Genomic DNA, 12549 nt, shown 5'->3' with positions numbered 1-12549 from the left:
GGCGCCCCGGGCCACGTCGCCCGGTCCTCCCATGATGTTTCGTGAACGATCTTTTCGCCAGCACTTTCGAGTCTCGATTCGCCACGTCCAGGTAACACGTTGGCAACCTCACAGCTGTGCACTGCCTCTCACCTGCATGGACGTCGAGCAGGAGCACCAGCTCCTCTACCCTTTTTCGAGTGGACCGGATGAGCAGCTTGGACGCGGGCTTCTACTTCATCGAGGACGAGAACGTGCCGATGCACGTCGGTTCCGTCCTGGTGTTCGACGGCCCCGTGCCGTCCTACGGAGACGTCATCCGCCTCTTCCTGGCGCGCATGGACCAGGTCCCGCGCTACCGCCAGAAGGTGAAGGCGCTGCCGTTCCACGTCGGCCGCCCGGTCTGGGTCGACGACGACCACTTCAACGTGCTCTACCACGTGCGGCACACCGCGGTGCCCTCGCCGGGCGGGGAGGACCAGCTGCGCAACCTCGCCGGCCGGATCTTCGCCCAGAAGCTCGACGACACGAAGCCGCTGTGGGAGGCCTGGCTCGTCGAGGGTCTCGAAGGCGGCCGCTGGGCGATCATCTCCAAGGTCCACCACTGCATGATCGACGGGGTGTCCGGTTCGGACATGTTGCAGCTCATGCTGGACTTCCGGCAGGAAAGCGTTCTCCCGGAACCGGCGGAGTGGACGCCGGCGCCGCAGCCGTCGACCCTCGACCTCGTCGTCGACGGGGTACGCGACGCCGTGGTGACACCGGTGCAGCACCTCGCCGCGCTGCCCGCGTTCGCGCGGAACCTGCGCTCCCTCACCGAGATCGTCGACTTCGGCAAGTCCGTGCTCGGCAGCCTGCCCGGCACCGCGCGCCGCCTGTTCACCAGCGCCGCCACGTCTCTCAACGGTCCTATCGGGCCACACCGCCGCTGGGTGTGGGCGCGGGCGAACCTGGCTGAGATCAAGCAGATCCGCAGGGCCGCCGGCGGCACGGTCAACGACGTCATCCTCGCCGCCATCACGCGTGGTTTCCGCGACCTGCTGGAGAAGCGCGGCGAGCTGACCGACGGCATGGTCGTGCGCACGATGGTGCCCGTGTCGATGCGCAAGGCCAACCAGCACAACGAGCTCAACAACCGGGTGAGCGCGGTGCTGGTGAACCTGCCGGTCGGCGAGGCGGACCCGGTGAAGCGGCTCGCGTCGATCCGCGCGCAGATGGACGACCTGAAGGGCTCGCGGCAGGCGGCGGGCGCCGACGTGATCACGAACCTGAGCAACTTCGCCGCGCCGACGTTGATGGCGCTGGGCTCGCGGACCGCGATGCGCTTCCCGCAGCAGATCCTGCAGACCGTCACGACGAACGTGCCGGGCCCGCGGATCCCGCTCTACATGCTCGGCCGCCCGCTGGTGGAGATGTTCCCGTACGTGCCGGTGGCCTCGACCATCCGGATCACGGTCGGCATCTTCTCCTACCTGGACAGGTTCACGTTCGGCATCAACGCCGACTTCGACGGCGTGCCGGACGTGCAGCTGCTGGCCGACGGCATCCGCACCGGGTTCGACGAGCTGGTGGCACTGGCCGCGGAGGAGGAAGACCAGGCCTAGCTCGCGGACGTGCTCAGGCGGTTGGCGTGCATCCACTCCAGCACCCGCTCGGACACGACCTCGGGGATCTCCATCTGGGGCACGTGACCGACGCCGGCGAACTCGTCGTAGCGCCAGTGCGGCCGCCTGCGCGCCACGGACCGCGCCGCCGCGACGCTGACCAGCCGGTCGCGGTCGCCGCTCATCAGGAACACCGGCACCCGGATCTTGTCCATCGCCGCGAAGCAGGCGCCGCGCTTGGACGTCGTGAACACCACGCTGCGGGCGGCCGCCAGGAACGCCGAGTCCAGCCCCTCGACCTTCGCGCGTTCCTCGATGAGGTGTTCGCTGGCCTGCTTGAGCTCCTCCGGGATGCCCGACGGGTCCGCGCACACCAGCCGCAGCACGCGTTCGACCTGCCGGCGCGGTGACACGGTCTTCGCCTTGGCCAGGAACCGCTCGCCCAGGCCGGGCACCGAGTACATGAAGAACGTGCTGAGCATCGTCGGGTCCGGGCGGGTGCCGAACACCATCGGCAACGCGGGGTCGACCAGCACCAGACCCGTGACCAGGTCCGGGTCCTGCGCGGTGTGCAGCAACGAGATCAGGCCGCCCATCGAGTTGCCGACCAGCACCGCCGGCTCCTCCACGACGTGGCGCAGGAACCGGCCCAGCAGCCGCGCGTTGGCCTGCACGGTGGTCTGGCGGCCCTCCGGGTGCGTGAGGCCGTGCCCGGCGAGGTCGACGGCCACGACGCGGGCCTTCCCGGCGAGCAGCGGCGCCAGCAGCGCCCAGTTGAGGTGCGACCCGCCGAGCCCGTGCACCAGGACGATCCGCGGACCGGCGTCCGGTCCACCGAAGTCGACCCAGTGCACGGGCCCGTCGAGGTCTGCGTACCGGCTGGTGCCGCCGAAGTGGGCCACGGTCGTCATACCAACCAGTATGTCGCTTGGTGCTACCGGTGGGTAGCACCCGTTGGCGGCATCACTTCCACGGCTTGGCGGGCTGGCACTTGCGGCCGTCGCTCTCCGCGACGTCGACCGGCCGGTAGTCGGGGATCGCCTCGTTCGTGCCGGGCACCACCCAGCACTTCCCCTCGCCGTCGCTGTCGGGGTCGAGCAGGTTCCCCGCCGCGTCGAACGCACGCCGCTCGGTGCTGAAGTTCGCGTCGCCGCCGCCGTCCCACGTCGACGGGTACAGCATGCGCAGGACGAACGTGCCGTTGGCGATCTTGGCCTCCGCGGTCCCGCCGTCCGACGCGGTCCAGGTCATGCGCGCGACCGACGAGTCGACCCGGCCCGCGCGGATGCGGTAGCCGGCGGTACCCGCCAGTGCGGGCTTGAACGGGTGCGAGTCGCCGCCGGGCCGCACCCCGCCGACGTGGGTGGAGTAGTTCCCCGCGAGCCAGTCGACGTGGAGACCGCCGGGCCCGCCCGAGGCCTCGTACTCCTCCCCGCCGCGGCCGATGTCGCACCACACGGCGGCCTTGGCGGTGTAGAGCAACGCCCACCGGCCGGCTTCGTCTGCGCCGTAGTTGGACAACGTCGCCTTGTCGGGCACCTTCGCGTCCTCGGCACACCCCTGTTCGATCTGCGCGATCTGCTCAGGGGTCAGGCCGAAGGTCTCCCGCTGTGCCGGTTCCGGGTCCGTGGTGACGTGGACGGCGGGCTGCGGGTCCGGGCCCTGGTCAGGCTGGAGCAGCACGACGCTCGTGACCACGGCGGTCACCGCGGTCGCACCGGCGAGCACCGGCACGAGGTAGCGCCTCACGCTCCCGCGGCCGGCGACCGCGCGTTCGAGATCGGCCCTGATCCGCGCCTGGCGGCCGGGCGGCAGGTCGCGGGTGGGTGGCAGCACGCCGGTCATCGGTCCTCCCCTACGGTCACGAGATCGCTGTTCTTGAGCCGGGACTTCGCCTTGCTGACCCGTGCCCGCACGCTGCCCTCGGTGATGCCCAGGACGGCGGCCGCGTCGGCGTAGGACACGCCGGACCACACGCACAGGGCGAGCGCTTCGCGTTCGTTGCGCGGCAGCCTCTCCACGGCCTTGAGCAGCTCGGCCATCCGCCGCTGGTCGTCGACCCGGTCGGCGACCTGGTCGGCGTGGTCGGGCACGTGGCCGGCGTCGGGAACGCGGGTGGTCAGCCGCAGCCACCTGGTCAGCGACCGCCGTTCGTTGCGGACCACGTTGGTCGCCACGGTGAGCAGCCACGGCAGCGCGGACTCGCGTTCCAGCCGGACCTGGTCGCGTTTGCGCCAGGCCATCAGGAACGTCGCCTGCAGGTGGTCCTCGGCGGCCGCCCACGACGCGCTCAACCGGAAGCAGTGGTTGTAGACCGCTCTGGCGTGCCGGTCGAACAGCACCCCGAAGGCGTGCGCACTGCCCCCGGCGGCCTGCGCCCACAGCGCCCGGTCGTCAGGGTCTTCGGTCGTCATGCCTACTCGTGTCCGCCGGGTCCGTGGTTGTTGGCAGAAATCCCGCGGGGATCATGTCGAGAACCCGTGAGCGGCTCCGTCCCCGTGCTGACAGAGTTGCCGAAGGAGGACCACATGGCCAAGTACCTGCTGCTCAAGCACTACCGCGGCGCACCGGCGCCGGTCAACGACGCGCCGATGGCGCAGTGGACGCCGGAGGAGGTCTCCGCGCACATCAAGTACATGCAGGACTTCGCGGACCGGCTGCGGGAGACCGGCGAGTTCGTCAGCGAGCAGGCCCTCGCCCAGGAGGGCACCTGGGTCCGCTACGACGGCGAGGGCCGTCCGCCGGTCACCGACGGCCCGTTCGCCGAGACGAAGGACCTCATCGCGGGCTGGATGCTGATCGACGTCGACAGCTACGAACGAGCGCTGGAGCTCGCCGGCGAGCTCTCGGCCGCCCCCGGCGCCGGCGGCAAGCCGATCCACGAGTGGCTGGAGCTGCGCCCCTGCTACGGCGTGGCCCCCACGATCACGGAGTAGGTCTTGGACCCCACGCTGCTGCGCAGCCTCACGCCCGGCGTGCTCAGCATCCTCGTCCGCCGCGGAGCCGACTTCGCGGCGGCCGAGGACGCCGTGCAGGACGCCCTGGTGGAAGCCGTCCGTTCGTGGCCGGCCGCCCCACCGCGCGACCCCAAGGGCTGGCTGGTCACGGTCGCGTGGCGCAAGTTCCTCGACGCCGCGCGCTCGGAGACGTCCCGGCGCCGGCGCGAGGACGTCGTGTCCGAAGAACCGCCACCGGGCGAGGTGCCCTCGTCCGACGACACGCTGCAGCTCTACTTCCTGTGCGCGCACCCGTCACTCACCCCGTCGTCCGCCGTGGCCCTGACACTGCGCGCGGTCGGTGGCCTCACCACCCGCCAGATCGCCTCCGCCTACCTCGTCCCCGAGGCGACCATGGCCCAGCGCATCAGCCGCGCCAAGAAGACGATCGCCTCCGTCCGCCTGGACCAGCCCGGCGACGTGGCCACCGTGCTGCGCGTGCTCTACCTGGTGTTCAACGAGGGCTACTCGGGCGACGTCGACCTGGCCGCCGAGGCCATCCGGCTCACCCGCCAGCTCTTCGCCGCCTTCGACCACCCCGAGGTCGCGGGCCTGCTCGCGCTGATGCTGCTGCACCACGCCCGCCGTGCCTCGCGCACCGGCCCGGACGGCTTGGTCCCGCTGGCTTCGCAGGACCGGTCGCGGTGGGACGTCTCGCTGATCACCGAGGGCATCGTCGTGCTGCAGGCGGCGCTGGCGCGTGACCGGCTCGGCGAGTTCCAGGCGCAGGCGGCGATCGCGGCGTTGCACGCGGACGCTCAGACCGCTGCGGAAACCGACTGGGTGCAGATCGTCGAGTGGTACGACGAACTGGCCGCGCTGACGCCCAGCCCGGTGGTGCTGCTGAACCGGGCGGTGGCCGTGGGGGAGGCAGACGGTCCACGCGCCGGGCTCGCCGCCTTGTCCTCTTTGGACCCTGCGCTGCCCCGGTACGCGGCGGTGGCGGCGTATCTGCACGAGCGCGACGGGGACTTCGCGGAGGCGGCCCGGCTTTATGCCGAGGCTGCTTCGGCTGCGACCAACCTCGCCGAACGCCACCACCTGACGCGGCAGGCCGCGCGCCTGAACTCGCGCCGGTCGGAGTAGCCCGGGAACGCTGTGGCCGAGGTGGCTCAGGGCCGAGGTGGCTCGGCCGAGGTGGCTCGGCGGCCGAGGTAGCTCAGCGGGCCGTTTTCCCACCACGTGAACACCCTTGGCCACGTCTTCGGTGAATGCCAGCATCGAAGGCGTGTCCCAGGCATCAGTGCTCAGCACGCGCCGCCACGTCGACCTCCGCCGGCAGGCGAGCGCGATCTGTGCGGTGCCCGCGCTCGTCTGACCGCAGTTTCGCCAACCGGGAGCGGCCGCGTGAGCCATGACCGCGTGAGCCGCTCTGCATCTTTCTCGCCCTGCCTTGACCAACGCGCTCGACCCGGCGGTCCAGGTCGAGTCGCACTCGAGAGCTCTCGCGCGGGCCGAGCAGCTCTTCGAGGTTGACCCTCCAAGCCCGCACCAGCCTCGCGCACCTGCTCAACCGACACCGCAGGCTGCCGCGGTCGCCTTTGACGGGGGGTGTTCCGGTCCCGTGAGCTGCTCTTTCGCCCGAGTGGCCACTCTTTCGAGTGATACCTGTCCTGATCCGGGGTGCTGGTCGTCCCCTTGTACGAGTTCGCTCGTCCCGCAATGAGGAAACGCGGGGGGAACGGCCGGATCTTGGAAGGAGGAGGACATCGAGCACGGCGCACGCAAGCAGCCACGCCAAGCCACCGGCACAGCCCAGGTAACGGGCACGCCCCAGGCAATCGGCACAGCCCAGGCAGCCAGCACGCCCGAGGCAACCGGCACAGCCAGGCAACCCGGCACGGCCAGGCAACCCGGCACGGCCAGGCAACCCGGCACGGCCAGGCAACCCGGCACGGCCAGGCAACCCGGCACGGACCAGGGAAAGGAGTCAGCCACCCCAGGCGACCAGCTCACGCCCCAAGCAGCCAGGTCACCCCAAGCAGCCTCACCGCCAGGCAGCCGACCCGCCAGCCCACAATCCACCGAGCAGCCAGGCCAGCCCACCCGAGCAGCCAGCCCCAGCCACCCAGCCCACCCGAGCAACCCGCCCAACCCCCGAGCAACCGGCTCACCCGTGCGACGGATGCCCGTACAGCCCGACCCCCGCGATCTCCAGGGAGGTGAGGAACGCCGCCGACGCCACGTACGACGCCTCCACGAGCTCCGCGGTGTGCGAAAAGTCCAGCGGTGTCACGGCCTGCACCGGCGGGCCCGGCAGGTACAGCACCGGCACCTGCTGCGAGGCCAGCTCCACCTCCAGCACCGCCTGGTTGCGCATGCCGAGCGTGGCCCAGAAGAGCAGGGTCTCGGCGAGCGTCTCGGGGACCGTCGGGAGGTGGCCCGGGAACGCGCAATCCAGCACCACCAGAGACTGCGCGCCCATCGCGAGTGCTTGGCGGATGGGCACGTTCGCCAGCACGCCGCCGTCGTACAGCACCCGGCCGCCGATCTGCACCGGTGGGTAGACGCCGGGGATCGCGGCGCTGGCGAGGATCGCGGGGATCAGGTCGCCCTCGGCGATGGTGACCGCCTCGCCCGTCACGCAGTCGACCGACACCGCGCCGAACGGGAGGGTCAGGTCCGTGAACGACGTGGTGGCGCCCAGGTTCTCGGCCAGCACGCCGGCCAGGCCGGTGTTCGGGAAGAGGTAGGTCTTGTTGGTGCGCAACGACCTCAGCTGCGCGATCGGGCCGCCGGGGAACACGCGCTGGCGGGTCATGCCCTGCCACAGCACGGCGAGGCGTTCCGCGGCGTTGTCCGGGTCCAGGGCGAGCATGGAGCCGTTGACCGAGCCCACCGACGTGCCGGCGACCAGGTCCGGGTGCACGCCGTGTTCGCGCAGTGCGCGGAGCATGCCGACCTGGGCCGCGCCGAGGCTTCCGCCTCCGCCGAGCGCGAAACCCACTGGTCCTGGCAGTTCGATCGTCACGGGTCGAAATCCTAGGCCGGGCGCCCGCCAGCACCAGTTTCAGTCAAAACTGAAGCTACTAGGCGCACAGACGGAAGCTCAAGCCGCTCAAGAACGAAAGCACCACAAAGGACACAACAATGCCACAAAGGACGGTCACACCACCTGCCACAGCAGCGGAATCGCGACCTCCTCCCGCGTCCGCGCCCCGTGAAACCCCTTCAAAGCCGCCAACTGCCGCTCCGCCTGACTCCGCACCAGCACCGCGTCCCCCTGCATCGCAACGACCACATCCCCGATGCGGTCCACGGCGATCGGCGCCACCGGCCCGAACCACCCGGCCTCCACCGCCTCCTCCCGGGTCAGCACCTCCGCCCGCTCCCCCAGGAAAGACCGCCACACCGACACCACCGAAGGGCTCGACACGTGCAGGTACCGCACCCGCGGCTCCCCGGCGATCACCCGCACCCCCTCCCACAGCAGCGGCTCGGTGTCGAAGTCGACCCGCTCCCCCGCCGTGATCATCCCGTGGTCCGCGGTCACGACCAGCGCGGATCCCGCGGGCAGGCGCGAGGCGATCCGCTCGGCCAGCGAGTCGACGAACTCCAGCTGCAGCAACCACTGCTCCGAACCCGGCCCGTAGATGTGCCCGATCGTGTCAAGATCAGCGTGGTAGGCGTAGCAGAACGCCCGATCGGCTGACAAAGCCGATGCAGCCGCCACCGCCAGGTCACCGAACCCGGCCGTGCCCACGAACCACGACCCGCGCAGCACCGCGCGAGTCAGCCCGCTGCCGCGGTGCATCAACGGCGCCACCGTGCTCACCGCCACCCCCGCCGCTGCCGCGCGTTCGAACGTCGTCGGGTGCGGCTGCACGACCTCGGGCACCAGAGACGCACGCAGGTCGTGGTGATGATCGCCGTGGCGGGACCAGCTCAGCGCGTTCAGCACCTCGCCGCCCGTCTCGAACGTGTAGCCGACGATGCCGTGCTCGCCGGACAGCAGGCCGGTGCCGATCGAGGCCAGGCTCGTGGCGGTCGACGACGGGAAGCCCGCGTCGATCTCCCGGCCGGCGAGCGAGCTCAGGAACGGTGCGTGCGAGGCGTGAGAACGCAGCAGGTGGTGGCCCAGCCCGTCAACCAGCAGCAGGCAGACGCGGCGGGAGGCGGGCAGGTCGAGCGTGTTGTCGCAGCCGGGCACGGCCAGCCCGGACAGCAGCGAGGGGACGACCTCGGCGATGCTCATCGGGCCACCGTGCCACGTCGAATCCGGCGAAGGGCACAATGACTCGCTGTGACAACGCTCATCCACCAGAAGATCGCTGACGAGCTCGGTGTGGCCTCGGGCCAGGTCAGCTCTGCTGTCGAACTGCTCGACGGTGGCGCGACCGTCCCGTTCGTCGCCCGCTACCGCAAGGAGGCGACCGGCGGTCTCGACGACGCGCAGCTGCGCACGCTCGAGGAGCGGCTCGGCTACCTGCGCGAGCTGGAGGAGCGGCGCGCGGCCGTCCTCACCTCGATCCGCGAGCAGGGCAAGCTCGACGAGGCGCTCGAAGCGCAGATCCTCGCCGCGGACTCCAAGGCCCGGCTCGAGGACCTCTACCTGCCGTACAAGCCGAAGCGGCGCACCAAGGCCCAGATCGCGAAGGAAGCCGGTCTCGAACCGCTCGCCGACGCGCTGCTGTCCGACCCGATGCTGAACCCGCAGGAAGAAGCCGCCAAGTTCGTCGACGCGGAGAAGGAGGTCGCCGACGCGGCGGCCGCTCTGCAGGGCGCGCGGGCCATCCTGGTCGAGCGGTTCGGCGAGGACGGCGACCTGATCGGCGAGCTGCGCGAGCGGATGTGGACGCGCGGGCGGGTCGTCTCCAAGGTCCGCGAGGGCAAGGAGACCGAGGGCGCCAAGTTCGCGGACTACTTCGCGTTCGACGAGCCGTTCGCCAAGCTGCCGTCGCACCGCATCCTGGCGCTGTTCCGCGGCGAGAAGGAGGAGGTCCTCGACCTCGTCCTGGAGCCGGAGGAGCCGGTCGAGGACGGTCCGTCGTCGTTCGAGGTGCGCATCGCCGCCCGGTTCGGCATCGACGACCGGGGCCGCCCCGGCGACAAGTGGCTCACCGACACGGTGCGCTGGGCGTGGCGGACCCGGATCCTCGTGCACCTGGGCATCGACCTGCGCGGCCGCCTGCGCCAGTTCGCCGAGGACGAGGCCGTCAAGGTGTTCGCGTCGAACCTGCGCGACCTGCTGCTCGCCGCCCCGGCCGGCACCCGCGCGACGATGGGTCTCGACCCCGGTTACCGCACCGGCGTCAAGGTCGCGGTCGTCGACGCCACCGGCAAGGTCGTCGCGCACGGCGTCATCCAGCCGCACGTGCCCGCGAACCGCTGGGACGAGTCGATCGCGAAGCTCGCGGCGCTCGCCAAGCAGCACAACGTCGACCTGATCGCGATCGGCAACGGCACCGCCTCCCGCGAGACGGACAAGCTCGCCGCCGACCTGATCAAGCGCCACCCGGAGCTGAACCTCACCAAGATCGTCGTCTCCGAGGCGGGCGCCTCGGTGTACTCGGCCTCGGCCTACGCGTCGTCCGAGCTGCCGGACCTGGACGTGTCGATCCGCGGCGCCGTCTCGATCGCGCGCCGCCTGCAGGACCCGCTGGCCGAGCTGGTGAAGATCGACCCGAAGTCCATCGGCGTCGGCCAGTACCAGCACGACCTGTCGGAGTCGAAGCTGTCGCGGTCGCTGGACGCGGTGGTCGAGGACTGCGTGAACGCGGTCGGCGTCGACCTGAACACGGCGTCGGTGCCGCTGCTGACCCGCGTCTCGGGCATCACGGCGGGCCTGGCCGAGAACATCGTCCTGCACCGCGACCAGAACGGCCCGTTCATGACCCGCAAGGCGCTGAAGGACGTGGCACGCCTGGGCCCGAAGGCGTTCGAGCAGTGCGCGGGCTTCCTCAAGATCCGCGGCGGCGACGAACCGCTGGACGCCTCCTCCGTGCACCCCGAGGCCTACCCGGTGGTGCGCAGGATGCAGCAGGAGGCGGGCGCCGAGCTGATCGGCAACACGGCGGTGCTCACGAAGCTGCGGCCGGAGAAGTTCGTCGACGAGCAGTTCGGTCTCCCGACCGTCACGGACATCCTGCGCGAGCTCGAGAAGCCGGGCCGCGACCCGCGCCCGGCGTTCAAGACCGCGACCTTCGCCGACGGTGTGGAGAAGATCGCGGACCTCAAGCCGGGCATGGTGCTGGAGGGCGTGGTCACGAACGTGGCGGCGTTCGGCGCGTTCGTCGACATCGGCGTGCACCAGGACGGCCTCGTGCACATCTCGGCGTTGTCGAACTCCTACGTGAAGGACCCGCGCGACGTCGTGAAGTCCGGTGACGTGGTGCGGGTGAAGGTGCTGGAGGTCGACGAGGCGCGCAAGCGGATCGGCCTGACGCTGCGCCTGACCGACGAACCGGGCAAGCCGGCGCCGAAGCAGCACGGCGGCGGTGGCGGCGGTGGTGGCGGAGGCGGCCGGGACCGTCGTCCGCAGCGTGGTGGCGGCGGTGGTGGCGGGAACGACCGCCGCAGCTCGCCGCCTCCGGCCAGCGGCTCGATGGCGGACGCACTGCGCAAGGCGGGCTTCGGCAAGTAGGCGAAAGGGGCGTCTGCACGTACCGCCGACTCGCAGTCGGTAGTACTTGCAGACGCCCCAACAGCAAGGCGCCGGGTTACTTGGCTCGGGTGCCCTTCGCCTTCACCAGCTCCGACTCGAACAGCTCCTCCACCGTCGTCAGCCCACCGGGCGCCGCGGCGTCCACCTTCGTGATGTACGACTGCGTGGCCGACGGCCGGCCGACGAGCGAGTAGTGCAGCGGGCTCGTCAGCCCCTTCGTGTCCAGCCCGTTCGTGTCGTGGAACGCCTTCAACAGCCCGTCCCGCGTCAGGTCCCCGTTCTGGCAGGCCTTCTCCACGACCGCCAGGAACACCATCGCGACCGTGTACCCGTGGTTGACGTAGATGGCCGGCTCGTCCCCCGGATACCGCTTGCCGAACGCCGCCGCCACTTCTCGCGGCCCGGCGGCGGTGCCCGTGAACGGCGCCACCGACGTCACCACGGACACCTGCTTCTGCACCGCCGCGGCCACCGGCGACTTCAGGATCGCCGGGTCGAACCCGACGACGTTCACCATGAACGGCACGTCCCACTTCAACGCGGCGGCGACACCGACCGCCGCGGCGGTCTGGGCCGGCGTGGTGCTCATGACCACGGCCTTCGCGCCCGCGGCCTTCAGGGCGGCGATCTGGGCGGCGAGGTCGGCGGTGGTCTCGGCGATCGGCTGCTTGGCGATCGTCATGTTCCACTGCTTGCCGGCGAACTCGGAGCCTTCCAGGGCGTTGTCGCCGTAGCTGCCCTGGACGTAGATGTGGCCGACGGTGTCACCTTCCTTGATGACACCGCGGCGCTTGTAGTGGTCGAGGCCGTTGATGACGTCGAGGTCGTAGGTGGTGCCGACGATCATCATGTGCGGGTTGCCGAGCAGGTCCGCCGACCAGGAGGCCGGGGCGGTGAGGGTGCGGGTCTGCATGATGTCCGGCTCGATGGCCGTGGTCATCGGGGTGCCCGCGAGCTCCAGCAGGCCGAGGACCTGCGGTTCGAGCTCGAAGTAGCCGTCGAGCGCCTTCTGGACGTCGTAGGCGTGGTCCTTCTGCTTCAGCTCGACCTTGCGGCCGCAGATGCCGCCGCGCTGGTTGACCTGGTCGAGGTACAGCTCGTAGCCCTTGATCCGGGTCAGCGCCGAGGCTTTGAACGGGCCCGTCATGTCGGACAGGATGCCTAGCGAGATCGTGTCGTCCGTGACTCCCGGCCCGGTTTTGACCTGGGCTTTGTCGTCGCTCGACGCGCCGCAGCCGGCCGCGAGGACGGCGAGCGCGAGAGCGGTGGGCAGTGCGCGGAGGAAGGGCATGCAGGTGTCCTTGTCAGGGGCCAGAACATACTAAGCGGTAGCTCAGTATTGGTTTCGTTGTCTCATATCGCTCCT

Annotated in this window: 11 protein-coding genes; 5 read left to right on the top strand and 6 right to left on the bottom strand. The window is 70.5% G+C overall.

From position 1 onward, the window contains the following. Positions 1–188 precede the first annotated feature (188 nt). Entirely contained in the window at positions 189–1583 is a 1395-nt protein-coding gene (locus BBK82_RS26005; protein ID WP_065921350.1) for a WS/DGAT/MGAT family O-acyltransferase, read from the top strand. On the opposite strand, the gene BBK82_RS26000 is transcribed toward BBK82_RS26005, so the two are convergent. From BBK82_RS26000 to BBK82_RS25990, 3 genes are read right to left on the bottom strand one after another with little or no spacing between them, the layout of a single operon-like run. Continuing rightward, positions 1580–2494 (bottom strand): alpha/beta fold hydrolase, encoded by a 915-nt coding sequence (locus BBK82_RS26000; protein ID WP_065917353.1) that lies wholly within the window; start codon positions 2492–2494, stop codon positions 1580–1582. The two genes, BBK82_RS26005 and BBK82_RS26000, sit on opposite strands and share 4 nt — an antisense overlap. Before the next feature lie 52 nt (positions 2495–2546). After that, positions 2547–3428 carry a hypothetical protein gene (locus BBK82_RS25995; protein WP_065917352.1) on the bottom strand — a complete coding sequence of 294 codons (882 nt, stop codon included), beginning with the start codon at positions 3426–3428 and terminating at the stop codon, positions 2547–2549. Continuing rightward, a complete protein-coding gene (locus tag BBK82_RS25990; protein ID WP_065917351.1) occupies positions 3425–3997 on the bottom strand; it encodes an RNA polymerase sigma factor in 573 nt (190 codons plus the stop codon). The genes BBK82_RS25995 and BBK82_RS25990 overlap by 4 nt, the downstream gene beginning before the upstream one ends. A 114-nt stretch (positions 3998–4111) precedes the next feature. On the opposite strand from BBK82_RS25990, the gene BBK82_RS25985 reads away from it, so the two are divergent. The 3 genes from BBK82_RS25985 (at position 4112) to BBK82_RS56355 (ending at position 5897) form a co-directional block, all read left to right on the top strand. Next, a complete protein-coding gene (locus BBK82_RS25985) occupies positions 4112–4519 on the top strand; it encodes a YciI family protein (RefSeq protein ID WP_065921349.1) in 408 nt (135 codons plus the stop codon). Between the two features lie 3 nt (positions 4520–4522). Beyond that, complete coding sequence (locus BBK82_RS25980) at positions 4523–5665, top strand: RNA polymerase sigma factor (protein ID WP_065917350.1); 1143 nt, start codon at positions 4523–4525, stop codon at positions 5663–5665. Between the two features lie 142 nt (positions 5666–5807). After that, the gene (locus BBK82_RS56355; RefSeq protein ID WP_335617975.1) at positions 5808–5897 is read left to right on the top strand and encodes a putative leader peptide; all 90 of its coding nucleotides are present in this window, start codon (positions 5808–5810) and stop codon (positions 5895–5897) included. A 792-nt stretch (positions 5898–6689) separates the two neighbouring features. Here BBK82_RS56355 and BBK82_RS25975 read toward each other — a convergent pair. Together BBK82_RS25975 and BBK82_RS25970 are read right to left on the bottom strand one after the other, a co-directional pair. Then, positions 6690–7550, bottom strand: a complete 861-nt coding sequence (locus BBK82_RS25975) for a patatin-like phospholipase family protein (protein ID WP_065917349.1) — start codon at positions 7548–7550, stop codon at positions 6690–6692. Positions 7551–7685: 135 nt separating this feature from the next. After that, positions 7686–8774, bottom strand: coding sequence for an alkaline phosphatase family protein (locus tag BBK82_RS25970; RefSeq protein ID WP_065917348.1), 1089 nt, complete (start codon positions 8772–8774; stop codon positions 7686–7688). Between the two features lie 48 nt (positions 8775–8822). Here BBK82_RS25970 and BBK82_RS25965 point away from each other — a divergent pair, with 48 nt between their 5' ends. Continuing rightward, a complete protein-coding gene (locus BBK82_RS25965; RefSeq protein WP_065917347.1) occupies positions 8823–11162 on the top strand; it encodes a Tex family protein in 2340 nt (779 codons plus the stop codon). A 76-nt stretch (positions 11163–11238) separates the two neighbouring features. Here the strand turns inward: BBK82_RS25965 and BBK82_RS25960 are convergent, their stop codons facing one another. Next, positions 11239–12474, bottom strand: coding sequence for an ABC transporter substrate-binding protein (locus BBK82_RS25960; RefSeq protein ID WP_065917346.1), 1236 nt, complete (start codon positions 12472–12474; stop codon positions 11239–11241). Positions 12475–12549 lie beyond the last annotated feature (75 nt).

Source organism: Lentzea guizhouensis (assembly GCF_001701025.1).
Lineage (GTDB): Bacteria > Actinomycetota > Actinomycetes > Mycobacteriales > Pseudonocardiaceae > Lentzea > Lentzea guizhouensis.
This window is presented reverse-complemented; position numbering and strand designations above follow the sequence as displayed.